Source organism: Ktedonobacter sp. SOSP1-85 (assembly GCF_016587415.1).
In the GTDB taxonomy this organism is placed as follows: Bacteria; Chloroflexota; Ktedonobacteria; order Ktedonobacterales; family Ktedonobacteraceae; genus Ktedonobacter.
The window spans coordinates 1,184,239-1,211,044 of the sequence record NZ_BNJI01000002.1 but is presented as its reverse complement, the minus strand read 5'-3'; the positions used below and the strand labels follow the sequence as shown (position 1 = coordinate 1,211,044).

At 53.5% G+C, this 26,806-nt stretch carries 29 protein-coding genes and 2 pseudogenes; 18 read left to right on the top strand and 13 right to left on the bottom strand.

Going from position 1 to position 26,806, the window contains the following annotated elements; all coding sequences use genetic code 11:
- Positions 1-65: 65 nt before the first annotated feature.
- The 6 genes from KTE_RS33545 to KTE_RS33520 all read right to left on the bottom strand — a co-directional run bounded on the left by KTE_RS33545 (position 66) and on the right by KTE_RS33520 (position 4,554).
- The gene (locus KTE_RS33545) at positions 66-1,361 is read right to left on the bottom strand and encodes an RNA-guided endonuclease TnpB family protein (RefSeq protein WP_201389320.1); all 1,296 of its coding nucleotides are present in this window, start codon (positions 1,359-1,361) and stop codon (positions 66-68) included.
- Positions 1,321-1,950 (bottom strand): IS607 family transposase, encoded by a 630-nt coding sequence (locus KTE_RS33540; RefSeq protein ID WP_201389319.1) that lies wholly within the window; start codon positions 1,948-1,950, stop codon positions 1,321-1,323. The genes KTE_RS33545 and KTE_RS33540 overlap by 41 nt, the downstream gene beginning before the upstream one ends.
- Before the next feature lie 62 nt (positions 1,951-2,012).
- Positions 2,013-2,438 (bottom strand): DUF4260 domain-containing protein, encoded by a 426-nt coding sequence (locus KTE_RS33535; protein WP_201389318.1) that lies wholly within the window; start codon positions 2,436-2,438, stop codon positions 2,013-2,015.
- A gap of 19 nt (positions 2,439-2,457) precedes the next feature.
- Positions 2,458-2,799, bottom strand: a complete 342-nt coding sequence (locus KTE_RS33530; RefSeq protein ID WP_201389317.1) for a YrdB family protein — start codon at positions 2,797-2,799, stop codon at positions 2,458-2,460.
- A gap of 42 nt (positions 2,800-2,841) precedes the next feature.
- Entirely contained in the window at positions 2,842-3,420 is a 579-nt protein-coding gene (locus KTE_RS33525; protein ID WP_201389316.1) for a TetR/AcrR family transcriptional regulator, read from the bottom strand.
- Between the two features lie 240 nt (positions 3,421-3,660).
- Positions 3,661-4,554 (bottom strand): DMT family transporter, encoded by an 894-nt coding sequence (locus KTE_RS33520; protein WP_201389314.1) that lies wholly within the window; start codon positions 4,552-4,554, stop codon positions 3,661-3,663.
- An 85-nt stretch (positions 4,555-4,639) separates the two neighbouring features.
- Between KTE_RS33520 and KTE_RS33515 the strand changes: the two genes are divergently transcribed.
- The 3 genes and pseudogenes from KTE_RS33515 (at position 4,640) to KTE_RS33505 (ending at position 6,388) form a co-directional block, all read left to right on the top strand.
- Entirely contained in the window at positions 4,640-5,149 is a 510-nt protein-coding gene (locus KTE_RS33515) for an Lrp/AsnC family transcriptional regulator (RefSeq protein WP_201389312.1), read from the top strand.
- A pseudogene (locus KTE_RS33510) lies at positions 5,127-5,264 on the top strand (DUF4158 domain-containing protein); the annotation flags it as partial. The gene KTE_RS33515 and the pseudogene KTE_RS33510, both read left to right, overlap by 23 nt.
- A gap of 176 nt (positions 5,265-5,440) precedes the next feature.
- Entirely contained in the window at positions 5,441-6,388 is a 948-nt protein-coding gene (locus KTE_RS33505) for an LLM class F420-dependent oxidoreductase (RefSeq protein WP_201389310.1), read from the top strand.
- A 436-nt stretch (positions 6,389-6,824) separates the two neighbouring features.
- On the opposite strand, the gene KTE_RS33500 is transcribed toward KTE_RS33505, so the two are convergent.
- Positions 6,825-7,025: a hypothetical protein gene (locus KTE_RS33500; protein ID WP_201389308.1), complete on the bottom strand. Its 201-nt coding sequence runs from the start codon at positions 7,023-7,025 to the stop codon at positions 6,825-6,827.
- Between KTE_RS33500 and ltrA the strand changes: the two genes are divergently transcribed.
- The 5 genes and pseudogenes from ltrA (at position 7,019) to KTE_RS33475 (ending at position 13,189) form a co-directional block, all read left to right on the top strand.
- Complete coding sequence (ltrA, locus tag KTE_RS33495) at positions 7,019-8,818, top strand: group II intron reverse transcriptase/maturase (RefSeq protein ID WP_201389306.1); 1,800 nt, start codon at positions 7,019-7,021, stop codon at positions 8,816-8,818. The two genes, KTE_RS33500 and ltrA, sit on opposite strands and share 7 nt — an antisense overlap.
- 631 nt (positions 8,819-9,449) lie before the next feature.
- Positions 9,450-10,160 (top strand): annotated as a pseudogene (locus KTE_RS33490) (reverse transcriptase N-terminal domain-containing protein); the annotation flags it as partial.
- Positions 10,161-10,319: 159 nt separating this feature from the next.
- On the top strand, positions 10,320-10,523 hold the full coding sequence (locus tag KTE_RS33485) for a hypothetical protein (RefSeq protein WP_201387584.1): 204 nt from the start codon (positions 10,320-10,322) through the stop codon (positions 10,521-10,523).
- Positions 10,516-12,180, top strand: a complete 1,665-nt coding sequence (locus KTE_RS33480; protein WP_201389304.1) for a recombinase family protein — start codon at positions 10,516-10,518, stop codon at positions 12,178-12,180. The genes KTE_RS33485 and KTE_RS33480 overlap by 8 nt, the downstream gene beginning before the upstream one ends.
- Entirely contained in the window at positions 12,158-13,189 is a 1,032-nt protein-coding gene (locus tag KTE_RS33475) for a group II intron maturase-specific domain-containing protein (RefSeq protein ID WP_236600772.1), read from the top strand. The genes KTE_RS33480 and KTE_RS33475 overlap by 23 nt, the downstream gene beginning before the upstream one ends.
- A 378-nt stretch (positions 13,190-13,567) precedes the next feature.
- On the opposite strand, the gene KTE_RS33470 is transcribed toward KTE_RS33475, so the two are convergent.
- Positions 13,568-14,128 carry a GNAT family N-acetyltransferase gene (locus tag KTE_RS33470; protein ID WP_201389302.1) on the bottom strand — a complete coding sequence of 187 codons (561 nt, stop codon included), beginning with the start codon at positions 14,126-14,128 and terminating at the stop codon, positions 13,568-13,570.
- 163 nt (positions 14,129-14,291) lie between these two features.
- Positions 14,292-15,533, bottom strand: a complete 1,242-nt coding sequence (hmpA, locus tag KTE_RS33465; RefSeq protein ID WP_255553045.1) for an NO-inducible flavohemoprotein — start codon at positions 15,531-15,533, stop codon at positions 14,292-14,294.
- A gap of 147 nt (positions 15,534-15,680) precedes the next feature.
- On the opposite strand from hmpA, the gene KTE_RS33460 reads away from it, so the two are divergent.
- The 4 genes from KTE_RS33460 (at position 15,681) to KTE_RS33445 (ending at position 18,358) form a co-directional block, all read left to right on the top strand.
- Positions 15,681-16,139 carry an Rrf2 family transcriptional regulator gene (locus tag KTE_RS33460; RefSeq protein ID WP_201389297.1) on the top strand — a complete coding sequence of 153 codons (459 nt, stop codon included), beginning with the start codon at positions 15,681-15,683 and terminating at the stop codon, positions 16,137-16,139.
- A 155-nt stretch (positions 16,140-16,294) separates the two neighbouring features.
- Positions 16,295-16,876 carry a TetR/AcrR family transcriptional regulator gene (locus tag KTE_RS33455; protein WP_201389295.1) on the top strand — a complete coding sequence of 194 codons (582 nt, stop codon included), beginning with the start codon at positions 16,295-16,297 and terminating at the stop codon, positions 16,874-16,876.
- Between the two features lie 90 nt (positions 16,877-16,966).
- Positions 16,967-17,692, top strand: a complete 726-nt coding sequence (locus tag KTE_RS33450) for an SDR family oxidoreductase (protein ID WP_201389293.1) — start codon at positions 16,967-16,969, stop codon at positions 17,690-17,692.
- 162 nt (positions 17,693-17,854) lie between these two features.
- A complete protein-coding gene (locus KTE_RS33445; RefSeq protein WP_201389291.1) occupies positions 17,855-18,358 on the top strand; it encodes a pentapeptide repeat-containing protein in 504 nt (167 codons plus the stop codon).
- Between the two features lie 62 nt (positions 18,359-18,420).
- Here KTE_RS33445 and KTE_RS33440 read toward each other — a convergent pair whose 3' ends face one another.
- From KTE_RS33440 to KTE_RS33430, 3 genes are read right to left on the bottom strand one after another with little or no spacing between them, the layout of a single operon-like run.
- Entirely contained in the window at positions 18,421-18,759 is a 339-nt protein-coding gene (locus tag KTE_RS33440) for a GIY-YIG nuclease family protein (RefSeq protein ID WP_201373849.1), read from the bottom strand.
- On the bottom strand, positions 18,752-19,243 hold the full coding sequence (locus KTE_RS33435; protein ID WP_201389289.1) for a DUF3291 domain-containing protein: 492 nt from the start codon (positions 19,241-19,243) through the stop codon (positions 18,752-18,754). The genes KTE_RS33440 and KTE_RS33435 overlap by 8 nt, the downstream gene beginning before the upstream one ends.
- A gap of 38 nt (positions 19,244-19,281) precedes the next feature.
- The gene (locus KTE_RS33430; RefSeq protein WP_201389287.1) at positions 19,282-19,839 is read right to left on the bottom strand and encodes a hypothetical protein; all 558 of its coding nucleotides are present in this window, start codon (positions 19,837-19,839) and stop codon (positions 19,282-19,284) included.
- A gap of 186 nt (positions 19,840-20,025) precedes the next feature.
- Between KTE_RS33430 and KTE_RS33425 the strand changes: the two genes are divergently transcribed.
- The 6 genes from KTE_RS33425 (at position 20,026) to KTE_RS33400 (ending at position 25,407) form a co-directional block, all read left to right on the top strand.
- Positions 20,026-20,949, top strand: a complete 924-nt coding sequence (locus KTE_RS33425) for a GNAT family N-acetyltransferase (protein ID WP_201389286.1) — start codon at positions 20,026-20,028, stop codon at positions 20,947-20,949.
- Positions 20,950-21,190: 241 nt separating this feature from the next.
- A complete protein-coding gene (locus KTE_RS33420; RefSeq protein WP_201389284.1) occupies positions 21,191-21,829 on the top strand; it encodes a hypothetical protein in 639 nt (212 codons plus the stop codon).
- A gap of 135 nt (positions 21,830-21,964) precedes the next feature.
- Positions 21,965-22,537 (top strand): IS607 family transposase, encoded by a 573-nt coding sequence (locus tag KTE_RS33415; RefSeq protein ID WP_201389282.1) that lies wholly within the window; start codon positions 21,965-21,967, stop codon positions 22,535-22,537.
- A gap of 16 nt (positions 22,538-22,553) precedes the next feature.
- Entirely contained in the window at positions 22,554-23,849 is a 1,296-nt protein-coding gene (locus tag KTE_RS33410; protein ID WP_201389280.1) for an RNA-guided endonuclease TnpB family protein, read from the top strand.
- Positions 23,850-24,031: 182 nt separating this feature from the next.
- Complete coding sequence (locus tag KTE_RS33405; RefSeq protein ID WP_201389279.1) at positions 24,032-24,427, top strand: hypothetical protein; 396 nt, start codon at positions 24,032-24,034, stop codon at positions 24,425-24,427.
- Positions 24,421-25,407, top strand: coding sequence for a sodium:calcium antiporter (locus KTE_RS33400; RefSeq protein WP_201389277.1), 987 nt, complete (start codon positions 24,421-24,423; stop codon positions 25,405-25,407). The genes KTE_RS33405 and KTE_RS33400 overlap by 7 nt, the downstream gene beginning before the upstream one ends.
- 59 nt (positions 25,408-25,466) lie before the next feature.
- Here KTE_RS33400 and KTE_RS33395 read toward each other — a convergent pair whose 3' ends face one another.
- Complete coding sequence (locus KTE_RS33395; RefSeq protein ID WP_201389275.1) at positions 25,467-26,699, bottom strand: MFS transporter; 1,233 nt, start codon at positions 26,697-26,699, stop codon at positions 25,467-25,469.
- Between the last annotated feature and the right edge of the window lie 107 nt (positions 26,700-26,806).

The following is a 26,806-nucleotide window of genomic DNA, read 5'->3' as shown; positions in this document are numbered from 1 at the left end:
TCTCACATTGGCTCCACAGGCGCTTTTACGTCGTCGGTCGTAGCCACTACCCAGGACGGCCAACTTTATGCATGAAGTTGGCGAAGCATGTCTGTTGCAAACCAGGCCAGATTATATGCCGCATTGAGGTCGCGGTCGAGGACCAATCCACAGGCCAGGCACTCATACGTGCGGTGTTTGAGCGGCATGCGCTTTTTGACCTGCCCACAACACGAACACCGTTTGGTCGAAGGAAACCAGCGCGAGGCGATGAAAAGATCTCCCCCAGCGTTCGCCACTTTTGTTTTGAGAAACTGCAACAGTTGCCCCATCGCGGCATCGGCCACGGCACGTGACAGCTTCCGGTTCGCCATCATCCCCAGGATGTTGAGGTCTTCGATGCCGATGACCCCACAGGTCCGCGCCAGTTCGGTGGTGAACTTGTGCTGGATATCCCGACGGATGTTCGCAATCTGCTGATGCTTGCGTGCTACCTTGCGCCGTTGCTTCTCATAGTTTTTGCCGAAGGTGGTTCGTCCGGTTTCCGGATCTTTCGTCTTCTGCTTTTTGCTGAGCTTGCGTTGCAGGTTGCCGAGTTTCTTGAGATGGAGTGCCAACGGCCTTTGGTTCTCAAGCCGTCGTTTATCGCTCACCACAGCCGCTTGCTTTAAGCCCACATCGACCCCCACCACAGGCGTGGGAGTGAGAGGACGCTGTTTCTGGATCTCTACTTGGATGCTCACGTACCAGTGCCCCGCCTCACAAGAGACGGTGGCCCCCAAAATCTTCACTGCTTCACAGATGACCTGCTTGCGCTGGTTCCGCTTCTTTGCGGGAGTCCTCACGCTCCCCTGCTCGACAAAGCGTAGCTTCTCGGCCAGATTGACGGTTCCCAACGAGCGTAACAGCTTTCCTCTCCCTTTGGTGATCTGGCGCTGATCGAGGATGAAGCGTCCTAAGCCAGGAATCGAGATCCAGTGGCTGCCCATGGTGAATTTATCATTGGAGAGAGAAAACGACTCGTGTGATTTTCCTTTTTTCTTATATTTCGGATATTCCGCTCTTCCTGCAAAGAAATTTGCATACGCTCTGCCAAGGCCATCAAAAGCTCCTTCTACTACACACTTGGTGACATCACCGGTCCAGGGATAGATTTCATGTCGAATCGCATTGAACTGTTTTTTCAGCGCCAGTGCCGTCGGAGGTTTCAGCTTGCGCTCCTGCTCCGGCGTCATTTCCTGTTCGTGTTTGTAGGCCTGATACTGCTTTTCCCACTGCTCGCGGCCCCAGTTGTAAACGAATCTTCTGGTCCCACAAGCGCGTTTGAGGTACTCTGCCTGTTCAGGGGTGGGATTCATCCGAATGCGGTGTGCGGTATTCATCCTGAAGGGCTTTCTCTAAGGTTTTGCGGTAATTCCTCAGACCGTACAAACGCGAACTGAAACAGTGGACAATACTCATCAAATCCTGGACTACCTCTTGTTCGGGCGAGAGCGTTTCAGTGTTCATCACCACGACTTCCGTGTGGTGCGTCTCGCACAGATGCTTGAGCAGGTCAAAGCCAAAGCGAGCCAGCCGATCCTGATGGGCAATGAGCAGGCACGAAATCTCTCCCTCGACAATGGCATCGATGAGCCGGAGAAACCGTTTGCGCTCAAAATTGAGGCCGCCGCCGATCTCCATGATCCACTCATCCACCATCAGGTGCCTGGAGACCGCGTAGCGCTCTAAGGCAACTCGTTGGTTCTGTAAATCGGGTCGTTGAGCAGGACTCGATACCCGGCAATAGGCCACTATGCGACGTGCTGCCGATCGTTGTGGTAGATTCAGTGCGGTGGCCAGATCGGCCTCGTCATAGTAGCGACGCCCGGAAACGGTTCGTTTCGCGGTGAGACGGCCTTCCCGATCCCAACGTTGCAATGTTTTGACCGAGACACCTATCTGTTTGGCAAACTGTGCGACTGAGTACATAGGAGTAGTTTAATACACTTTTGCACATATTGTCAAGACCTAATACACCACTCCCTTCATAGCTATACATGGGCCAGGTGCGTATCTTTAAATTCAGTCATGTACTTGAGGCCAAAGCCGAGGGCGCGATCCAGGCCGATATGGGCGAACCAGATCAGCGCCAGCAGAAAGGCAAGTTCTTTGCCACCGAGCAGGCCATACGCTGTCAGCACTCCCGGTAACAGATAGGTATGCACAAGATTATAGCAGCGCGCGCCCACCTTGCTCCCCGCCAGGTAGCCCAGGGCCGAGAGATCAGGAGTGAGCAGCAGCAAGCCAAACAGCCACCAGTTGCCTCCATGGAGCGTGTAGAGCACAAGCGAAGCCAGCAGCACGATCGCGCCCTCAAGATGCAGGAGCAGCCGCGGGCTCAAGAGATCCAGAGAGTTGGCTCTCGTTTTTCCCTGCTGGCCATTTTCTTGCGTTTGTACATTTAGCGTCTCTTCCATGAGTATCTCCCTTTCTTCATTACTGCGCCCAGACATAGGCCAGAATAGTATTGATGATAAAGATTACGGCGAAAGTAATGCTGAGTTCACGACGCCCGGCAACGAAGAGCGCGACAACTCCCAGGCCGAAGAGAGCCAGTTTGAGCAGCAGGTGCCAGGGTTCGGGCAGCGGCCAGTTCGCCCTTGGGGCCTCAAAACAGCCCCAGATGATCGCCACAAGCACAGGGATACCCAGCCCAAGCCCAAACCTGGCGATCGTTCCCCAGTTTGTCGTGAAGCCCCAATAGCCAAATGAAGCCAGAAGAGCGAGTTCTAAGAAAAATGCAAGTCCCAGATTGATATTCTTTATAAGTGCTAACATGTAGATGAGTCCTTTCACATTCTTTTGCCTGGTTTACAAGCTTTATTTTCCACTACCCTGACGTGTATGCAGATCGTGTAAAAGTAGATCAAGCAAACGTTTAAACGTTTCGTCTACATCCAGAGGGAGACCAAAGCCGCCTGCGGTCTCCAAAGTAACGCAACCATGGACGAGACTGCGCACCATACGGACCGTGTGTAGAGCATCCTCCTGGCTCAGCGTGTAGGCTCCCAGCGCTCGCAAGGCGATCTCTACTACCTTGCGACCTGCTTCCTGCCACTCGGCATCGCCTGATTCTGGGGCACGAGCGGTCGCTTCATAGAGGCCAGGACGCGTCCTGCCAAAGTCACGCAGGGTATGGGCGAGCGCGACCACTGCATCATCCCCCGCCTTCCCCATCACCGCCTGCCCCAGTTGCTCTGTCATTTCTTGTAAGCCCAACAGTGCCAGGGCCCGCTGCAAGCCTGCGAGGCCAGAGAAATAGTGATAGAGCGTTGGTGTGCGCACACCCAGGTGTGCGGCCAGCATCGCCATCGTCACCATGTGTAGTCCATGCTCATCTGCCAGCTCTGCCGCGGCCTTCACAATCGCGTCATACTCTAGACCCGCTCTCGGTGCCATGGATATCACACTCTCTCTATCTTTCGTACGTAGATATTTATTTAATATGTTTATATATTAGTCTAATGTCATTAGATTGTCAAGAGGAAAGTTGGTATCTACAGGGTCTCCAATTCTCCTTTGGAGTCTGCCTCGGCTCGCAAGCTTACCTTTAAAGGGGGCTCTGGTTTCTAGTTCTTGAGATCCTGTTTATCCGTTGAGGCTCGTTAAGACCCCTCCACTTCTTCCCTCATTTCACACTTACACACTCTTCGCGTGCTTTTTAGGCTGTACATCTGCTTCCTTGTGGAGGATGACGGCAACCACAACGAAGAGGATTCCCACAATCTCTATTAGCTTTGGAAGTTGATGCAGGATAACAACACCAATAATGGTGGCAGAGGCTGGGAGTAGGGAGAGCAAGAGGGCATAGGTCGCTCTTGGTAATCGAGCCATTGCCAACTGATCGCAGACGTAGGGGATGACCGAAGAACAAACGCCTACGCCAATACCGGCAAGAAGGAGCAGTGGCTGTGGAAACACTGGCAAGGCATCCATGAGTCCAAGTGGACTGACAGCCAGGAGTGCAATGAGCATTGCTGCTCCCAGTCGATCAATTCCAGCAGCACCGCCATCTTCGGCGATGCGGTGTCCAAGCGCGATGTAAAGAATGAAAAGGAGACAATTGGCAAAGGCGAAGATGAATCCTAAAGGGGAACCGCTAAAGCGTGCATCAGTCAAAAGCCATCCCCCTGCAGCGGCTAAAAGCAATGCACTGATGTTACGTGGAGTTCGTGCGCCTAGCGCAGCCAGGGTAATGGGACCAAGAAACTCGATGGCTCCAACTGTGCTCAATGGAATACGGGCAATCGCTAGATAGAAGCATGCATTCATCAGACCGAGCACAACTCCCAGCGCAATCAAAATATGTCGTGTTGCCCATGATGTGCTCATAAACAGACGCCATGGGCGACGCCATGCAGCAAAAACAATGGCGGCACTCGCAATACGAAGCCATGCGACTCCAAGGACAGAAACATGAGCAAAAAGGAGGACTGCAAAGGCAGGTCCCAGGTAGTGGAAGAGGGCACTTACCAGAAAGAAAACATGTGGTGGAACTTTTTCCATCATCCCTATTTTTTTCGTAGAAATCATGGTGTTTCCTCTCATTGTTGTTTCTCGTAATGGTACAATGGAAAGAAGCAAAAATACATGGCATATTTGAGGAGATACGGAGCATATGGCTGAAGATTTAAAGAAAAAACGCCCTTTTACTTACATTGGGTTCCGTGAGGAGATTGACGCGGTCAATCTCCGTGTGTTGGAAGAACTCCAGCGCGATCCTCGGTTGACTATGTCCGAACTCGGTCGCCGAGTCGGTATGTCTTCTCCTGCCGTCACCGAGCGAGTCCGCAGGTTGGAAGAAACGGGAGTAATTCAAGGCTATCGCTTGGAACTGAATCCTGCGGCACTTGGGCTTCCAATTGCTGCGTATGTTCGTATCCGTCCGAATGCTGGGCAACTTCCCAAGATTGCGGAACTGGCGCGACAGACTCCTGAAGTCGTTGAATGTCACCGCGTCACCGGTGAGGATTGCTTCATTCTCAAAGTTCACATACCTGCTATTGATCAGCTTGATCGTCTTCTCGATAGTTTCCTTTTCTATGGCTCAACAACGACGACCATTATCCAGTCTACTATTGTTCCTCTGCGTCCCCCACCACTTCCTGAAGATACATTGCTTGAGTAAAGTTGGGGAACCATCCCCCGAACAACTTGCCCGCTATTTTCACCTGGATGATGAGGATCGTGCCCTCATTGCCCAGCGTCGTGGAGATCATAACCGCTTAGGATTTGCCCTCAAGAACGGATATTGATTGCGTTAAACTCCTGATGCAACCCTAGAAAAGTACATCGCCACTTTTTCTTCAAATGTTAAGGCAGCACAGCTGTGCTGCCTTAACATTGCTCTGTATTTTTGTCCCCTTCCCTGATACTATAACGCAGGGGAACTCTCTACAAAGGAAGGAACGGACACCGCATGGCACTGCAATTTGGTTTGCTTGTTCCTCAGGGTTGGAACATGGATCTGGCAGGGATCAAGGACCCTATAGAAGCCTACGAAATGATGACGTGTGTTGCTCAAACAGCTGAGGAGATTGGCTTCGCTTCCGCCTGGCTTGTTGATCACTTTCATACCATCCCACGGCCATCACAAGAGTTCACGTTTGAATGCTGGACTACCACCGCAGCCCTTGCCCGCGACACGACGCGTATACGCATCGGCCAGTTGGTCACTTGCAATGGCTATCGTAACCCTGCGTTGCTCGCGAAAATGGCCAGTACCGTTGATGTGCTCTCGCATGGGCGGCTCAACTTTGGTATCGGGGCAGGCTGGTTTGAGCATGAGTATCGCGCTTATGGATATGACTATCCCGAGGCCCCTGAGCGCCTGCGGCACTTGCGAGAGGCTGTACAGGTTATTCGAGCTATGTGGACTCAGGAGGAAGCCGCTTTTGAGGGGAAATATTACCAGGTACGTGGAGCTATCAATCAGCCCAAAGGTGTGCAAAAGCCGCATATTCCCCTGCTGATTGGTGGTAGCGGCGAGAAAGTCACGCTCAAACTGGTGGCACAATATGGTGATGCCTGTAACGTGGGCGATAACCCTGCCACTATGAAACAGAAGCTTGCCGTACTCAAAGAGCATTGCGAGACGGTTGGGCGTGATTACGAGAGCATTCATCGCACATCAACCACATTGTGCCTCATGGCTGACAGTGATGAGCAGGCGAGAGCTTTGCTTTCCCCTGAACGCAAAGCTAGACTTGGGGACAGAGTCAATACTGCTCTGATTGGCAGCCCTGAGACGATTCGCCAACGGCTGGCCGCCTATGAAGCAGCAGGCGTGCAGGAGCTGGTGCTGCGTTTTCTAGATGGAACCAATCTGGAGGCTCTTCGCCGCTTCGCCAGAGAGTTCTTCGCCTGAACAAGTGAAACGAACAGGCTTAGATTTCATTGCATACTCTGTAAGACAAAAGGGGGACCAATTTACAAGATATGGATGGAAGGTGTGACCCGTTTAGCCGAGTGTGACCCGATAACTGACGCTCTGATGTAGGGCACAATTCCCTACCCGCGAGGTGAGCGCGGACAGCATCCCTCCGCTGGTGCGACTGGACATCAATCAAGCGAAGCGAGGGAGAATACGGAAGAGAAGCGGAAGCCTCATCCGAGGCTCTTCTAGCTAGTTGCTATGACCAGGAGACAAATGTACGCCTGAACCATCGTTAACGGGACCAAGCCTACGGAGGATAACAGGCTTGACCAAAACGGTACTGGCCGCGATGAACCCCATCGCAGTGCATGAAACATTTCGGCTGTTTTCATGCTCACTCATGACAAGCCCGGTGGATAGTACAGGTCTAAAGCAGCGCAAAACAGGACGTTGGAACGGGATAACTCTCATCTTCGCTCTCATCGGTGGTCGATCCGGTAAGCAGGTGTCCAGACCGCAAGCGAGATGGGAGCAGGATTGCCGAAAAAGCAAATGCCTGGGGTAATGCCCAGGATAGGCCGACGTCGGCACGATGATATGGAAGGAAGAGGTACCAGTCGGATGGCAAAAAGGAAAGCACCCCAGGTCAAGCCACCGCTTGATCCTGAGAGTGAGGCTTGGAACAAGATCCCCTGGCGTAAGCTAGAGCAGCATTGTTTTCGCATCCAAAAGCGCATCTTCCGAGCAAGTCAACGTGGCAACACCAGAGCAGTCCACAAACTCCAAAAATTGCTGATGAAATCCCAAGCAGCCAGGCTGCTCGCCGTTCGTCGGGTGACACAGGACAACCAGGGCAAGAAGACCGCAGGCATCGACGGAGTAAAATCCGTCAAACCAGCTGGACGCCTTGCCATGGCAAACCACATCCACCCGAAAAACTGGCAAGCGACATCCCCACCGGTACGCCGAGTGTGGATACCGAAACCTGGAAAGGCCGAGAAGCGTCCTCTGGGCATTCCCGTCATGGAAGAAAGGGCGCGGCAACATCTCGCCAAACTCGCCCTGGAGCCAGAATGGGAAGCCCACTTCGAACCCAACTCCTACGGGTTCCGCCCTGGGCGCTCTTGCCATGATGCAATCGAGGCTATCTTTAGCGCGATCAAGCAAAAGGACAAATATGTTCTGGATGCCGATCTGAAAGGAGCCTTCGACAACATTAACCATCAAGCCTTACTGAAAAAGCTCAACACCTATCCGGCCATGAAACGCGCTATTCAAGCATGGCTTGAAGCAGGAGCCATCGACACAGGAGTCTTTGAGGCAACGAAAAGCGGTACCCCTCAAGGGGGTACGATTTCGCCGCTCCTCATGAATGTGGCGCTCCACGGCATGGAGACAACCGTCATGGAAGCCTTCCGCGCGAAAGAGGAAAAACCGCAATTCATCCGATATGCGGATGACCTGGTGGTTTTTCATGCAATGGAGGAAGGGGTAAAAAGAGCGCAAACAGTCCTGGAAACGTGGTTAGCCGACATGGGACTGGAATTGAAACCAAGCAAAACCAAAATAACTCACACTTTGAAGCCCTATCAAGGGACGGTCGGGTTCGAGTTCTTGGGGTTCGCCATCCGGCAATTTCCAACGGGCAAAACGCACACGGGGAAAAACACCTGGGGCAAACCACTTGGTTTCAAAACCATCATTTCGCCGAGCAAGGGAGCAATCAAAACCCATATGCAGGAGATTGGCAAAAAGATCAGGAAATTACGGTCAGCTTCGCAGCAAGACCTCATCCTGACGCTCAACCCGATCATTCGAGGATGGGCCAACTATCATCGAACAGTAGTCGCAGCAAAAACATTCTCCTTCTGTGACCATCTGGTCTATCAGCAATTGAGGAGATGGGCCTACCGCCGCCACCCGACCAAGAGCAGGCAATGGATCATCAGAAAATACTGGAACATGGAACCTGGCGCAAGCTGGGTCTTCAGGGACCAGCAGGAGCATGTGCTCACAAAGCACAACGCCCGGCCGATCCAACGTCATACCAAGGTGCGGGGAACGGCAAGCCCATATGATGGCGACTTCCTGTATTGGAGTACTCGACTCAAACGACACCCAATGCTGAGTGGAACGATGGGGAAATTACTTCAGAAGCAACAGGGAAAATGTCGCTGGTGTGGACTTCTTTTCAAAGATGAAGATCAAATAGAAATCGACCATATTACGCCAAAAAGCGAAGGTGGAGGGGAAGAGTTGAGCAACAAATTTGCTCTTCATCGGCATTGCCATGACCAACGGCACGCTCGACGCGCCGCGACAAGTGTCCATGACAAGGACCATATGATCGAGGAGCCGGATGACGCTAACGTGTCACGTCCGGTTCTGGAGCCGAGCATGAGGAGTGATCCTCATGCTTAGGGTAACAACCGCATCAATACGGGGGATGGCTAACAGAGAATAACATCTGATAACTGATCTATTGGTGGAAGGTGCAATCCCTTCCCTGGCGTGTAGGCGTCAGAAAGCTGCATCCCCGTGGTAGCGACTGGACCTCAATCCACGAAGCGGGATGTGAGACAAAGAAAACCGCCAGTCCGAGGCGGTAGAAGTCTGAAGCGTGCTGTCATGATGAAATGTTCTCCAACCGGGGAATGAATTGAAGGTATGACTGACCCATCGTGAGTATCTACAAGCTTAGACGGACTAAGTGGCTTGACCAAATGGTATCTGCGTGAACCTTTGAGTTTTTTACGTTCAAAGGAAAAGTGAGGCTCCTCTTCCATGAGCCCCATCCTACCGAAATACGCACGGTGGATAGTACCCATCTACAACAGCCCAACGACAATGGATCGGAACGGGGGAACCCCGTCATAGCTCTTGCCCGTGGTCGATCGGACAAGTAGGAATCCATCCAATGCTTGACGGAGAACGATGGTCTAAAAAGCAAATGCCTGGGGAAAAGCCCCAGGATAGGCTAACGTAGACCCTGCTGTATGGAGGATAGAGAGTGAGTAGAAGAACAGATAGGAATACGCCGCCTCATCAAGAAATTGACGAAGCGAGCGGGACTTGGAAGAACCTGCCCTGGAAGAAACTAGAGCAGCACGTCTTCCGTCTTCAGAAGCGCATCTATCGAGCCAGTCAGCGTGGCGAAACGAGAAAAGTAGAGAAGTTGCAAAAGTTGCTGATGAAATCGGAAGCCGCACGACTCCTTGCGGTACGACGGGTGACACAAGACAACCAGGGGAAGAAAACAGCGGGCATTGACGGGAGAAAATCTGTCAATCCCAAACAAAGACTTCTCATGGCTCAAGCCATTCACCCGAAAAACCAGCACCGTCAAAAAGCCAAACCGGTACGCCGCATCTGGATACCCAAACCAGGGAAGAAAGACGAACGCAGGCCGCTAGGTATTCCCATCCTGGTCGAGAGGGCACAGCAAACTCTGGTAAAACTGGCCCTAGAACCGGCTTGGGAAGCGGTGTTTGAGGAAAACAGCTACGGTTTCCGACCAGGGCGCTCATGTCACGATGCCATAGGAGCAATCTTTAACGGTATCCGCTTCAAATCCAAATTTGTGCTGGACGCCGATATCAAAGGTTGTTTCGACACCATCGACCAAAAAGCGTTACTCCAAAAGCTCAAAACATACCCGCAGCTTCGGCACCTCATGAGAGGATGGCTGAAGGCAGGAGTACTAGAAGGGGTGGACTTCACCCCAACGGAAACAGGAACGCCGCAGGGCGGCCCACTCACGCCACCCCCAATGTTGCAAAACTGGTTCTGGGGTTCGTGTATCAAGTAGCGATCCCGCGTAACCACCTTCAGGCGAGCTATGGAGATGGTTTTCACGGAGCCCCACTGCATGGGAGTGGGCGTTGGGCTGAAGGTGTACAGACGCGAGATCAAGGAGGATGCCATGACCAAGCGATCTCACAAAACTGCCATCGTATTGGAGGTGCAGGTCATGTTTGAGCCAAACCGCCTTGAGCACACTGTTCTGCACCACGCCTATCGCTGTCTTGTGCCTCTCGTTCGACGGCACCTTCCTGCTCAGCGAGCCATCACTGAACAGGTTTTCCAGAGCCGACGAGTGTCGGAGAAAGGAAGCTGTCATGGATGAAGTGCAAGTGGGCATCTACGCCCGTGTCTCTTCAGAACAACAGAGTGATGCCAAGACGATTGAGAGCCAGGTGCGCGAACTGCGCGCTCGCGTGGCCGAGTTAGGTCTGCCACTTCCTCCTGAGCATGAGTTCATCGACGATGGCTACAGCGGAGCGACGCTCATTCGCCCCGCGTTAGAGCGACTGCGTGATGTGGCGGCTGCGGGAGGTCTCGACCGTATCTTTGTTCATTGTCCTGATCGGCTCGCCCGCAACTACGCTCATCAAGTCCTTCTGCTTGAAGAATTGTTGCGCGCCGGCGTCGAGGTGGTCTTTCTCAATCGAGAAGTGGGGCAAACGCCTGAAGATCAGCTCTTACTGCAAGTCCAGGGCATGATTTCCGAATATGAACGCGCGAAAATCATGGAACGCAGCCGTCGGGGGAAACGGCATGCAGCGCACGTGGGAACCGTGAGTGTCTTGAGTGGGGCTCCTTACGGCTATCGCTATGTCAGCAAACACGATGGGGCGGGAGAGGCACGCTTTGACATCCTCCTGGAGGAGGCCCGCGTGGTTCGTCAGGTCTTCACCTGGGTGGGACGCGATCGCTGCTCCATCGGGGAGGTCTGCCGGCGGCTCACAGCGGCCAAAGAGCGCACCCGAACGGGCAAAACGGTCTGGGATCGGGCCACGGTCCGCGATATGCTGCACAACCCGGCGTACAAAGGGGTAGCCGCCTTCGGCAAAACGCGCTTGGAACCACTGCGGCCACGACTCCGTGCGCAACGAGGACGTCCTCTGCAGCCGCGGCGAGCCGTTTCCACCCAGGATGTCCCTCGCGAAGACTGGATGAGCATTCCTGTTCCAGCCCTCGTTGATGAAGCACTCTTCGAGGCTGTGCAAGAACAACTGGGCGAAAATCAACAGCGGGCACGTCTCGGGAAACGAGGCGCACGCTATCTGCTGCAGGGCTTGCTGGTCTGCGGTCAGTGTGGGTATGCTTTCTATGGCAAAGCGATCAGTCCCAGTGCCAGAAAAGGTCATCCACGGGCCTATGCCTACTACCGCTGCATTGGAGCCGATGCCTATCGCTTCGGCGGCGTCCGGCTCTGCTGGAACAAGCAAGTCCGGACGGATCTGCTCGAAGAGGCCGTCTGGAATGAGGTGTGTGCCTTGCTAGAGGATCCAACGCGCTTAGAGCAGGAGTATCGGCAGCGGCTGCAGACTTCGGAGCAGGAGCCATCCCCAGAACTGAGAGGGTTCCTGGCAAGTCAGGGAAGGCTGCGGCAGGGGATTGCTCGCTTGATTGACAGTTATGCGGAGGGCACCATCGAGAAGGCAGAGTTTGAACCTCGGATCAAACGGATGCGAGAACGGCTCGCGCAGGTGCAAGAGCATATTCGACAGATCCAAGATGAGGCCAGCCTGGAGCAGGAGCTTCGGCTCATCCTTGGACGGCTGGAAACCTTTGCTGCGAAGGTGAGAGAGGGACTGCATGACGCTGATTGGCTAACACGTCGGGAGCTTATTCGAACGCTTGTCAAACGGGTGGAGATTGATGAGGAGCAGGTCCACGTGATCTTTCGCGTTGGACCTCAGACTCCTCCTTCTCCCTCGGACCACCACTCGCCATGTTTGCACTATTGCGGGAGGAGTGCTGTCGCCGCTACTAGCTAATATCGCTTTGCACGGCATAGAAAAAGTGGCAGCAAATGTCTGTTCGAAACAGAAAGGGCAACCAATCTTAATTCGATATGCAGATGATTTCGTCATTTTACACGCCGACAAAGAAATATTAGAGAGAGCAACAAAAGCAGTAATGAAACACTTAAAAGGCATGGGACTCTGGTTGAGCCCGAAGAAAACAAGAGTCACCCATACGTTAACTTCATATGAGGGGAACGTAGGTTTTGACTTTTTAGGCTTCTCCGTACGTCAATTTCCAATGGGAAAAACCCATACCGGAAAAAACACGCAAGGAAAACCCCTTGGGTTCAAAACCTTCATCACCCCGAGTAGAGAAGCCATCAAACGCCACACGCTCCAAATGAAACTGCTGATACGAAAACGAAAATCTGCCCCTCAAAAGGCGGTCATTAGCGCGATCAACCCCGTCATCCGAGGCTGGGCGAACTACTACAAGTGGGTAGTGTGCAGCAAGGCATTTCATGCCTGCGACCACAACACCTTTCGCCAACTCGCACGATGGGAACAAGCAAGGCATTTAGGGAAGAGCAAAAGATGGGTCAAAGACAAATACAGCATTCCCATTGACGGATCCCAACGGTTCGGCACCTACATCCGAGATAAAGATGGGAACCCCAAAGCTGTATACGTCCGATATCATACAGAAACGCATAGCCAAGACTACGCAAAAGTCAGAGGGTCGGCGAGTCCGTACGATGGGAACCACATCTACTGGTCACAGCGACTCAAGCAACACCCGCTTATGAAAAGCGAAAGAGCAAAACTCCTCGCCCTTCAAAAAGGACAATGTCCCAGATGCGGACTCTACTTTCGAGACGGCGATGTCCTAGAAACGGATCATATCACCCCAACCGCACTTGGTGGAAAAGATGATATCAGCAACAAATGGGTTTACCATCGCCACTGCCATGATGAGAAAACCGCCGAGGATGTAGCGAGAATCGCGCAACACAAGGCGGCTGGTGTCAATCACAGTTGACCATACACTGAGGAGCCGTGTGCGGGGAAATTCGCATGCACGGTTCTGGATTGGCGGTGGCGGGAGTGATCCCGCCGCCGACCATACGAGGCCCCATCAGGAGCGGCATCGCCTCTCTAAGGAGTGCCGATTTCCCAGTTGCGCTCAGGCAGTGTAAATTCGAATAGTCTGCATACCACTTTTTACACCAGCTTACAAGGAAAACGGGCGAGATGGCCTCGCTACGTTTTCCCTCTTAATGACTCTGCATACAGATGTTTGTCGAAATACTTATTTGGCAATCAACATATTGGAAGAACTTTTGGAGCGTCCCGCCACACCCCTGGCCCAGTTTGTCGCCGATTATCGCCAGCGCTGGAGCGCCTGACAGGAGGAGCCTTATCGCTCCTTTACCCATTGTCCCATTTCGATAGTATCGATATAGACACCAGGGGCCATCTTGATGCGGCCACTCAAGCGTCCCTCTTCCTTGAAGCCAAGAGAGGTATAAAGAGCAATGGCGCGTGCGTTATTCGCGAAGACTTGCAACTCGACCTTCTCGATTGTGGGCTGTTCCCTGGCCCAGGTGAGCAGCGTCGAGAGCAGGGCGCGGCCGATCCCTTGATCGCGCACAGTTTTGGCCACACTCATGCTGAATTCGCCCTGGTGCGCGATGCGCTTGCGTGCGCCATTGGCGAAGTTAAGCATACCAAGTACTTCGCCCTCGCACTCGGCAATAATGACGAGTTTGCAGGGATCATCGAGATTGTTTTGAATCCAGGCCTCCTCCATCTCCTGCGTCATGCGGAAATCTTCCGGAGTGCTCAGCACGAACTCGCCCTCCTCAAGGTTGGCATGAACCAGTGTTAAAATCTTTGCGGCATCTCTCGGGGTTGCCGAACGAATAGTCGCCACCCGGCCATCCTTCAGGTGGATTGTCTTCTCGGTGATTGTGCTCATCTCTAATGTGCGCCTCTTTCTATTGCTGATGTGCTTTAGTATCGCACATTGGAGGTGGGTGCTGCTCGCGCCTGCGGCGCTTGCCCTGGTTACTGTGGCTACGGCTGCCAGGCCGTAGCCACAGTAACCAGGGACCTAAAACACAACATGCGTATAGCGTTAACTACTCCTGGGGGACGGTGAAGGCCAGGGCGGGGCCAAAGATCTCGTAGTGGAGTTGCTCTGGCTTGAGTCCCTGTTTGAGTAGTGTGGTAAGGATGCCTTGCATAAAGCCACGGGGACCACAGAGGTAGACCTCGGCGTCCAGGGATACCTGCTCCTGCAACCAGGCCGCGTCTATACGACCGGCGCGATCAAAACGCCCGACCTGCTCATCCTCTACGGCTGGCTGCTCATAGAAGATGGTCGCGCTTACCTGTTCGTTGTCGCGCACCAGGTAGGCGATTTCATCAGCAAAGGCGTGGTATTCTCCATTGCGTACCGCGTAGCCAAGTACTACTGTGCGCTCAGGCTGTCGCTCGCGTAGCGTATAGAGCATAGAGAGGAGCGGCGTAATGCCAATGCCCGCGCCTAGCAAGACAACAGGCCGAGATGAGGTATGGTCTAAAGTAAAAACGCCGCCTGGACAGCTCAGTTCAAGCACATCGCCCTGGGAAGCCTGCTCATGCAGGTAGCTGGAGACCTTCCCCGCATGGCTTCCTTCCTGTCCCTCGCGCTTGACACCAATGCGGAAGTGTTTTTTTCCGGGCGCCTCAGTCAAACTATACTGACGCAGGTGGTGGAATTTACCTATCTGTGCGCGCACGCATACATATTGTCCAGGCTCATAGGCAGGCAAGGCCTCGCCATCCTCTGGCTCTAGATAGAGCGCGATCAGACCCTCGCCTTCCTGCTCTTTGCGCTTGACCACAAAGCGCTTGAAGCCGCTCCAGCCGCCTGGCTGCTCTGTTCCCTGGCGATAGATCTCCTGCTCAAGCTGGATGAAGGCATCGGCAATGACATTATAGGCCCGCTTCCAGATCGAGAGAATCTCGGGTGTGGCCTGCTCTCCTAACACCTGCTGCACCGCCATAGTCAGGTACTCGCCAACAATGGGATAGTGTTCTGGCTGCACGCCCAGGCTACAGTGTTTATGCGCGATGTGCTTCACGACCGGCAAGATATTTTCCAGGTGATCCAGGTTGGCAACAGCCTCATAGACCGCTGTCGCGAGCGCCTCCTGTTGCAGCCCTGCGCGCTGATTATTATGATTGAATATATTTAGTAGCTCAGGATAATCTCGAAACAGGGTGGCATAAAAGATCGTGGTAATTTCCTTGCCATGCTCTTTCAGAGCCGGAACCAGCGATTTAGCGATAGCGATATCGTTCTCACTCAAGGTGGCAGTTTGCGTCATAGATTGTATACTTCCTTTGCTTGCTTAATTAAAGATGTACATAATATACATCTTTATATCGGCAATTGGCAAGGATAGTAATAAAGGGTAACGAAGAGTATAATACACTGACGATTACCCCATTATGGTCCTTATCTCGGTGGAAGGAGATGCTGCATGCGCCTGACCTATCACACTGATTACGCTCTCCGTGTCTTGCTCTACCTGGCGGCCTACCCTGATACCCAGCTAGCAAACATTCAGGACATCGCCGATACCTACGCCATCTCTAGCAACCACCTGATGAAGATCGTGCATAAGCTGGGCAAGCTCGGCTATATTGAAACAATCCGAGGACGTAACGGTGGCATGCGGCTGGCGCGCAAGCCTGCTGATATCCGCATCGGCGAGGTGGTACGCCAGACAGAGGAAGATTTTTTTCTGGTGGAATGCTTTGATAGCGAGCACAATTGCTGCGTCATCACGCCTGTCTGCAACCTCCGCACCGCCTTACAGGAGGCGCTCGCCGCTTTTCTCAGCGTCCTCGACAAATACACCCTGGCCGACCTGACCAGTAATAAGGCCCTCTATCAGCAACTTATTACGATCACGCGGAAGGAACCACAAAGCTTGTAGGAAAAGCCGAGGTGCGGATCGGATTCGCCCGACCCACGCCTCGACCTTCCCTGCCTGTGAGAGCCATAAGCGCGAAGATTCATCACATCCTTGACTTTTCATTCCAACATGGTTTATACTTACCACTAAGAGAAGGAGGAAGCAGAGACAGGACTATGGCAGGCAAGAAAGCATTTCAACCGGAGCAGGTACTGCAACAGGCAATGGACCTGTTCTGGGAGCGGGGATATGAAGGCTCATCGGTCGAGGACCTGGTGGCGCACACGGGTATCGGGCGTGGAAGCCTTTACGATACGTTTGGCGATAAACACTCATTATACCTGGCTGCGCTGGATCGCTATTGCGCCCGAAACCAGGGACAAATCGAGGACTTTCGCCAGCAATCTGGACCGTTGCGCGAGGTTCTGGCGAGCATTTTTCAAACATATATCGATATGTTGCTCAATGATCCCAAACATCGTGGCTGCTTCCTGGTCAACGCCAGTGTCGAATTGGCCCCTCATGATCCCGATGTGCGCACGCGTGTGCAGGCCGCCTACAAAGTTATGGAAGAGGCCTTCTACCGCCTTCTCATCAAAGCACAGGCGGCAGGCGAACTTGCCTGGACATATGATCCACATCAATTCGCCCATTTTCTGCTCGGTGCCCTGATCAGCATTCGTGTGCTCGCACGCGCTAACGTTGAGCGTGAGGTGCTCCAGAATATCGCGCGCACAACTCTGTCTGTCTTTGACTAAATTTTTTTTGCTCTCATGTTGGAATAATTATTCCAACATGAGAGTAAGTTAGATCGATATAGTGTGATTAGTTACGAAAGGAAAACGGCTATGCAAATCGAAGGTTCAATCGCTCTGGTGACCGGTGGTAATCGAGGGTTGGGGAAAGCCTTTGTCCAGGCCTTACTCGACGCGGGAGCACGTAAAGTGTATGTTGGCGCCAGGAGACTCATAGAGGCAGATGATCCCCGTATCCAGCCAATCAAGCTCGACGTTACCAGCAAGGAGGATATCGAGGCAGCCGCGCAAGCTTACCAGGATGTCAACATCCTGATCAACAATGCTGGTGCTGCGTATGTAAACTCTCATGCCGCGCCTACGTCGATAGATGAAGCGCGCCAGGAGATAGAGACGAACTATCTGGGAACATTGGCCATAAGTCGGGCGTTCGCCCCAATCCTTAAACAGAATGGAGGAGGAGCTCTCGTCAATATGCTTTCCGTTGTGAGCTGGTTCTCGAATCCCGTTCTTGGCTCCTACAGCGCATCTAAGGCGGCTGCCTGGTCTATCACGAATAGCATCCGTATCGAGTTGCGAGCACAGGGAACGTTGGTCACCGGCGTCCACGCTGGCTTTATCGATACCGAGATGGCCTCCTCCTTCCCTGGCCCCAAGTCTCGACCTCAAGACATCGCTCAGGCGACTATTGAAGGCATTCTCGCTGACCGTGAGGAAGTCCTTGCCGACAAGCCGAGCCATGAGATCAAGACCGCGCTGGCTGCTGATCCAGCAGCCTTCTATCATCAGATACAGCAGCAATGGGACAGCCGTCTGTAATAAGACGCTCCAGGCGTGATATCCTATGGTAAGAAGGAGTGGTGTGCCTCGCGGTAACTACCGCGAGGCACACCACTCCTTCCTAACCCGAGGCGAGCTTGCGAGCCGAGGTGAAGTTAATATGTAGAGCGAAACAATACTTGTTCGTAGGAGAATAAGCGCATGGCCAATCTCACTCATCTTGCCCTGCTGAAAAAGGGCATTGAGGACTGGAATCAATGGAGACAGAACCACCCTGAGATCGAGCCCGACCTCGAAGGAGTGGATCTCCAGGGAGCGCAACTGGCGCGTATCAATATGAGTCGAGCACACGTAAAAGGGGCCAACCTGCGTGGGGCCAATCTCATGGAATCTCTCCTCAACGCCGCTGACTTCAACGGAGCCGACCTGGAAGGTGCGAATCTTGGCCAGGCCGATTGCAATGCAACCTCCTTTCGCCAGGCTAATTTATTTGGTGTCGATCTCCGCTTCGCCCTTTTGACCAATGCCGACCTGACCGAGGCCGATCTACAGGAGGCACAGCTCCTTGGAGCCGAACTCACCAATACCGTGCTTCACAGTGTCGATTTCAGCAATGCTAACCTGCATGATGTAGATTTCAGCAAAGCGCATGCTGAGCACGCGCGCTTCATCAATGCCTATTTCAAAGAGCAAAAGACGATATGATGCTCTACATTGCCGCTACCCTGGGTAGATGGACGCGCACCGGTTTGATAGAAGAATGAATGTCAATATTCCTGTGCAGGGTCAAGGGTAGCACGATAGAGCTGTTCAAGCGCTTGCAAATCGTCCATAAAGGCTTCATGGCTCTGGCCGGGCTTTTGTTCCAGCTCTTCCAATATCTTGAATGTAAAGGCGTGAGCGCGTAACTCCGCCCAGTTCTGGCGAAGTTTGGGATGGAAGGCGACGCCCGTCATCTGCCCAAATTGAAACTTGTTCTGCTCGCTCTCTATATTCGCGCTATAGCCTATGATATACTGCCCTGTGGTGGTATTCGTAATCAGATAGACACAACCACGGCGCTTGCGTTCTTTGTATTCATTGATAAGAGCTTTTCGTTTATTCATTGATGCTCGCCCTTCCAACGCTTTCGGCCTTGTCGCCTTCCGTGGCGGGAACTGGAAAGTTTTGGCTAAAGGAGAAGGCAAAGAGTGTTGGACCATGCAGGCGTAGATAATCCATGCGCTCTTTTACCTCGGCCAGGTCAGGTGTGTGTCCTGCTGGTACCCACCATAGGGCGATGTAGGCTCCCTTCAAGGGGACAAACCATTCTCGCCGGCGACGCATCACCTGCGCGTGTTTCCCCTGATAGGTAAAGGCCCTGAGTGCCTCGATGGAGGACCAGACCGATATAGTTGCAAAGAGCCGCTCATCTGTGGGCAGATCATGCGAAGATGAAGAAATGTCCTCGGCCTTTAAGCGCCAGATAAAGCCCGGACTGGCCTCGGCAAGCGCGTAGATTTGGTCTAGTTGAGCGGCAAAAGCGGCCAGACCTGGATCGCCCAACAGCGCGAGGGCGTAGGCCATATTGACCTGGGCAATATGATACATAAATTGTTTGGCTTTCCTTTCTAGAAGCAACGATCTGTTTATTCTTCTAAAAGTCGGCGTTGAGCACCCAGGCGCTCCACCTGGGTGCGAAGCACGCGCTTATTTTGCTGGGGATTGGCCACGGAGGGATCGGGAATCCACTCCAGCAAGCCACTCTCAATCGCCCGCCCAATACGCATCCGGTTCGCCTGGGTATTCTCGCCAAAGGCCAGTGCAGCCGCGTTACTGATCGTAATCAGGTCATCGACCGAGATCCACCAGCGCACACGCGAGACCAGGATACCTATATCTGTCTGCCAGAAGCCAGCAGGAAAGCTAGTTTTGGAGCGCAGTGCGTTTCCCAACAGGAGATCCAGGAGGTGACCCAGCGCCACCTCGGCGCGCTGGATATCATCCCTGGTCGCGCGCATACGCGCATGCTCTCCATTAGCAATGCGTATCAACAGATCTAGCTCCTGCCACAGGGAACTTCCCTCATCCAGCCGCCTCTGACCCGCAGGCAACTCCGGCTCACCCAACGCCATCCCCAGTTCCCGATAACGCTGGCGGACCAGGGCCGCGATCTCTTGCACAAGGGCATCAGTAAAAAGAGCCATAAACTTCCTCGCTTCATTACATCATCTCCCCTGGATCATAACGCAACTAACGTTAGTTGTCAACGATTCGCCACTTCAGCTTCTCACGCGCCAATGGTTTGCCTTTCTCCTTCTTCGTGTGATACAGTTTCCTCACACCTCATCAATAAACAAGAATAAATGGTGAAGATAAAGGAAGCATTGTAGATGATTTCTCGCTTGGTTACGTTGCCGGATGATTTTGTTCGTATTGATGAATTCCTCCGTATTTGTGAAACTGCAGATACGGTTGATCTCGATCTTCATCGCCACGCGCTCCAAAAAAATCAGGCCACCGAACGATTCCAGGTATGGCTTGATGATGCTGGCAACATACAAGGGTTTGCGCGGCTCCACTTTAATGAGACAGAGAGCCTGACGGAAGGCCGTTACTGGTATTACCTTCGGCAAACGGCCATGGGTCAGGGTATAGAGGCGAGTGCTTTACAGTGGGCGGAGCAGGAGACCCGGCAGCAGCGTGCGGATCGTGCATCTCGTCTGTTTACCGCGTCGCGTGCGGATCATCCCGCTCGTTTTCAGTTTCTGGAAGCGAACAACTTTACTCGTGAACGCTATTTTTTCACCATGAAACGGGCGCTACATGAGACTCCACCTGCTCCAGAAGTACCCAGTGGCTACACGATTCGCACCGCGACATTGGCAGATGTCGAGGGTTTTACTGATTTGCATAATGTGGCATTTCGAGAACACTGGAACTCCCTCCCAATTACCAGTGAGGAATTGCGTGCGGAGAAGCTTGATCCTAACTATCGGCCTGAGATCGATCTTCTGGCGGTAGCCCCTGACAGCACCCTGGCCAGCTTTTGCACTGCTAGCATTGAGCCCATGAAACGCGAAGGAATTGATGAGGTTGTTGGCTTTATCGATAGCCTCGGAACCCACCCATTACACCGAAGTCTTGGACTTGGTCGTGCACTCCTCCTCCAAAATTTGCGTACACTGCATGCTCTTGGGATAATCAAGGCATACATTAGTGTCGATGCAGCTAATCCCACAGGTGCAGTGCGTTTGTACGAGTCGGTGGGATTTCAAACGTTTGAGACATGGCTCTCCTACTTCAAATCTTTGTAGCCGTGCGCGCACCGGTTTGAGCGCTGACTTGCATCTCACCTTTCCAGAGGAGATATAGATCAGCGCTTCCAGCTCAATCTGTTTAGACTGGCACCTGCTGATCTTTTCGCTCCCATACACCATACCTCTTCGTGCCTACGGTACGAAGGGAAAGTAAACAGGCTCAGACATCAAATAGGAAAAATGTGATAGGATAAACAGAACAAAAATTGCTGTGCATTTGCAGAAGGAGAAACCTTTCGTGCAGGATCACTCTATTCCCAGGGCCGCCATGATGGGAGCCGCCTCTGGTGTATTGTTAATGGCTTTCTTCAGCACCGCCTGGGCCTCGCTGGCTATATCAGCCTTGAATGGCTGGGGAAATGCCTTTCTCTCGCCACTCGTGTGGCTCACCGGCATCATACAACTTATCGCGGGGATCTACCTGCTCGTCTTGGCGCGTCGGTTTCCCGTCGCGACGGCTGAGCAGCAGGCACAAGGCCGAAATATGGGCAAGTGGTATGGCATCATCTTTGGGCTGGAGGGCGTTTTCATTGGTATTGCATCAGCGATTTGCAATATAAGCGGTCATGCTGAGATCCTCATCCCCATTATTGTCTTGATTGTGGGTTTGCATTTCTACCCCTTCGCGCGCATCTTCAACAGGCGCATCGACTACTGGCTCGCCTCATGGACCTGCCTGGTCGCACTTGTGGCGCTGTTTGCCGTCCCCGCAACACCTATAACATCAGGTGGAATGACTATTGACATGCAGTGGCTTGTATGTGGCCTTGGAGCTGCCATCGCGACCTGGATCTACAGCGTGTACGGATTCCGTGAGGGAATGCGCATGCTGCGCTTCAATAAACAGCGGCAAGTGGAGGTTACGCTTCCTTCATAGGCGTCACATTCCCGGCTCCATGCCCCTATATACCACTATAGGCTATAATGTTCACGAAGCCCAGACCTTTACACACTATAAGGAGATATGTACTAGGTATTGACAAAGTGCACGAAAGTGAACTAATATCATTATATGTACTCAGTCGCACAATTTGCCAAGCAGGTGGGTGTCAGCGTGAAAACGTTGCAGCGCTGGGACCGAGAAGGCAGGCTCAAAGCCAAACGAACGCTTTCCGGGCGCCGCTACTACAATGAGGCCGATCTGGCCACGGCACTCAACCTTCCGAAGCCGCCAGCCGCTCGCCGAACGATCGCCTATTGTCGGGTGTCCAGTCCTGCTCAACAACCGGACTTGCAGAACCAACGAGGAGCGCTCTCGAACTACGCGGCCTCCAAGCAGCTGGTGGTGGATGACTGGATTCTGGAGATCGGTGGGGGTCTCAATGTTGAGCGCAAACGGTTTCTGGCTCTGGTGGATGCCATTGTGGCAGGAGAAGTGGAGCGTGTGCTCGTTGCGCACCAGGATCGGCTGGCGCGCTTTGGCTTTGCTCTGATCAAACATCTGTGCGAGATCCACCACACAGAATTGGTCGTGATGAACACCGAGACGCTCTCTCCACAACAAGAGCGTGTCCAGGATGTGATGAGCATTCTCCACTGTTTTTCATCGAGATTGCATGGCCTGCGGAATTACCGCAACGCGTGAGAAAAGGCGCTCAAGGATGAAAACCGCACACAAGATCCGGATGAATCCCACCCCTGAACAGGTGGAGTATCTCAAACGAGCCTGTGGCACGAGGCGCTTTCTCTACAATTGGGGGCGCGAGCAGTGGGAAAAGCAGTATCAGGCGTATAAAGCTGAGCAGGAAACCGTTCCCGAGGAGCAGCGCGTGCTCAAACCGCCGCATGCCCTCGCACTCAAGAAGCAATTCAACCGGATTCGAGAACACGAGTACCCCTGGACCTATGACGTCACGAAATGTGTGGTGGAGGGAGCCTTCGACGACCTCAAGAAAGCGTATGACAACTTCTTTGCAGGCAGAGCGAACTACCCCCAGTACAAGAAAAAGGGGAAGTCGCACGAATCGTTCTATCTCTCCAACGATAAATTCACCTTGGGAAGCCATTGGATCTCGATCCCCGGGCTTGGCCGCTTCATCCTCGATCAACGCCAAACGAAGAAGGACCGGGGCAAGCTCCTACGCAAACTGGGGACGGTGAACCTGGCAGAAAAACTGCGCTTCGTCGAAAAGGGGGCAGCCACCACTCCCACGAAGAAACGCAACAGGCGCAAGCACGTCGCGTGCGAACGCGTCAAGATCCTGGGGGGGACCGTCAGCTGCGAAGCGGGCCACTGGTACATCTCCATCCAGGTAGAGATCACACGGGAGCGCCTCAAAACCCCCGAAGCAGTGGTGGGGGTGGATGTGGGCTTGAAGCAAGCTGCTGTGGTGAGCGATGGACGACGGCTTGAGAACCAAAGGCCGTTCGCGCTCCATCTCAAGAAGCTCGGCAAGCTGCAACGGAAGCTGTCAAAGAAACAGAAGACGAAAGACCCTCAAACCAAGCGAACCGTGTTCAGCAGGAAGTATGAAAAACAACGGCTCAAGGTCGCGCGCAAACATCAGCAGATCGCCAACACCCGGCGGGATGTCCAACACAAGTTCACGACCGAACTGGCGCGAACCTGTGGGGCCATCGGCATCGAAGACCTCAACATCCTGGGGATGATGGCCAACCGGAAGCTCTCGCGTGCCGTAGCCGATGCCGCGATGGGGCAGTTGTTGCAGTTCCTCAAGACCAAAGTGGCCAACGCCGGGGGCAATCTCTTCATCGCCTCGCGCTGGTTTCCCTCGACCAAACGCTGTTCGTGCTGTGGACAGGTCAAGAAGAGGATGCCGCTCAAACACCGCACCTATGAGTGCTTGGCCTGTGGGCTGGTCATCGATCGGGACCTCAATGCCGCGTTGAACCTGGCCTGGTTCGCAACACAACAGCTTCGCCAGCTTCACGCGTAACGCTGGCCGTCCTGGAGAGTGGCTACTGCCGGACGTAAAATGCCTGGGGAGTTGATGTGAGACCGAAACGGGAGGGCTGATCCAAAGGTTCCCGTGCGCTGGCTATCGACGATGAAGCAGGAAGAACTGACCGCTCGGGCGTGTCTTGCACACGTTTGAGTATGAGAAAGGTAGCAGAAGGTATGATGGTGAGCGATGGAATACTGGGGCAGCCAGCACGCCTCTACTTTCAAGGCCAATATAGCCAGGAGCAACAGGGGCTGCGATTGCTCGATGATTACCTTTATATACACAAAGAGAGCTATGAGATGGCGCGGCGCTTGTTAGCATACCTGGAGTTGGGAAGATACCACGAGAACATAGATACGCACCTGATTTATGGAGAACTGGCTGGTGATTGGACTATTGATGTGACGGTCTATAGACTGCAAGATTATTTTAATTATATGGTTGTACTCAGTACAGAATATATAGCAGGAACGCAAGACTTGAAACGCGTGCTAACGCTTCAGGCGCTCCATGACCTGCGCATGGCTTTGCGCAAGCAGTTGATCGAAGAGGAGAACACGGCGTGTTGACTGGTGTATTGGCGCTCCTGCTACTGGGGATAGGAACGCTTGCCCTTATGAAAGGCGCGGATTGGTTTATGGACGGCGTTGGCGATGTGGCACGCCGGGCTGGCATCAGCCTCTTTGTCGTGGGTATTATCCTGGCAGGACTGGAGCCAGAGGAGATGCTCACCGCGGCCATTGCTTCAGGGCAGGGGAATGCCTCGCTCGCGCTGGGTAATATCCTCGGTAATAATTTCACGATGATTACTATCGCGCTTGGCCTCTCGGCGATCCTCTTTCCCATTGTTCTTGGACGCGAACTGCGTCGCCAGGCCGTCATTGCCACCCTTATCTCGCTGCTACCAATCGGTCTGCTTTTTCTGGGAAATATATCGCGCCTGGCTGGCCTGCTGCTCCTCGTCGTCTTTGTTGGCTACACATGGCTACTGCTCCGGGTAGATCGCCAGGCTATCGAACGCTTTCAGAAACTTGAAGATGACGACGACGATGACGACGATGACGACGACAATCAACAAGCACCCAGACAGAAGCTCTGGCGACCGCTAGGACTCGTTGGTGGTGGCTTGCTGGGAATGGCTCTGGGAGGACCAGCTATCGTGTGGGGCGCGGAAGCCCTGACACAGGTTGTTGGTCTGAGCCAGCACGTTATTGGAGCCACGCTTGTCTCCCTGGCGACCGCGAGCGAGATGATCGCTTTGGGGATCGCGGCGGCACGTAAGAGGCAAGCGGAGGTCCTGGTGGGTGGTGTGCTAGGATCGTTCGCCTATAACCTGCTAGTTACCCTTGGCCTGGCAGCCCTGGTGCGTCCACTCCCAGTAGATCTCCATCAATTGATGATCTCGCTGCCCGCTATGATCCTGGCCCATCTGCTGCTGCTCGGCTTCATCTGGCATGGACGCCTGGGGCGCTTGACAGGAGCCTTCCTGCTCGTACTCTATGCTGGCTTTATCCTGGCGATGGTGCTCACCGGCCACCAGGTAAGCTAATGGGAAGAAAAGTAATTGGGACATATAGCTAGACAGGCATCTCCTGGCCATTGCGACCTTTACTGTCCATGCTCTTGCCTCTGGGATCGAAGAGGAAGCAGCAGGGCGACAATACTCAAGAGAAGTAACGCCCCTCCCAGGCCAGTGCCTACCCACGCCAGCCCGCGATCTCCCAGGCGCCCTATAAGCGGGTCCAGGGTACTTTTCCCCAGTGAGCCAACCAGGGAGAGCGCGGAGAGCGTGGTCGCCCTGCTTGTGTCTGCGATACGCCGATTCACCTCTTGTGCTATCACAGGCTCCTGCCAGGCGGAAAAGACGATCACGCCCGCGATTAACAGGAGGGTAAATAACCAGCTATGAGTCACCCATGGTAAGAGCAGGTAGCAGAGCCCAGGGAAGAAGCAGGAACAGGCCAGCAAGAGACGTGTACCCAGTAGCTTGTGTATAGCTGCCAGGCGTAGGAGAATGAGCAACTGCAAGCCAAGCGCGGTGGCTGTCAGCGGCCCAAATAGGGCAACTGGAATACCTGCTCGTTGAAAGTAGGGTTGATTATACCAGAAAACTGCATTTGTCAGCGCGAAATTCGCTGACCCCCACAGGCTCAAGAGCGCGAGGACAGGTTGAGAACGCACGGTCTTCCAGGCACGTTGTAACACCTGCCTGACTTGCACTTGCTCACTGTTCTTCGTAGCTCTAGAGGCTGGGGCATAGCGCCATATACGAAATGCCGCAAGGAACGCGAACAGGGAGGGTACGAGACTCGCCATAACCGCAAGCAAGGGGCTGGCAGCACCCAGAAAGCTACCCGTCAGCAGGCCTAGAAAGAATCCCGCGCTCGACGCGCTGGCGAGCAGTGCGAAAGCCTCTCCGCCTTGCCTGCTGCTCTCATGAGCAGGTAAAGCAGCGTAAACCAGGGCACTTTCGCAACCGGAAACACAGGCAAAAGCCACACCACCCAGCACTTCAGCACAGGCAAAGAGCCAGAATCCATGTGCGAGCACGAAGACCAGCATCCCCACCAGGCCAATAGCGCGCCCAAGCAGAATCATCCTGGCATAGCCAATGCGCTCAGACCAGATGCTGGTTGGAACGTCCGCTAGCCAGATGCTGGCCGAGAGAATCGCCTCCATCAGAAACATCTCGGTAAAATTAAGCCCCCGCTGCTGTTGAAAGAGGACCAGCGTGGTCGAGTAGAAGAACAGATTACTGAAGAAGCGCGAGATAACCAGCCAGCGAAGTGTTGGCATAGAGAGCAGCGAGCGCCCAGGCACGAAGCGCCTAAAAAAAGACATGTAGATATCCTCCTGTCTAAAAAACACCCATCATCAGAGAAGGTGTGTACAGGAGGTGCGCGCGCGGCCTGTCGAGCCAGCAGGACTTATATTGGATGTGGTTGTAC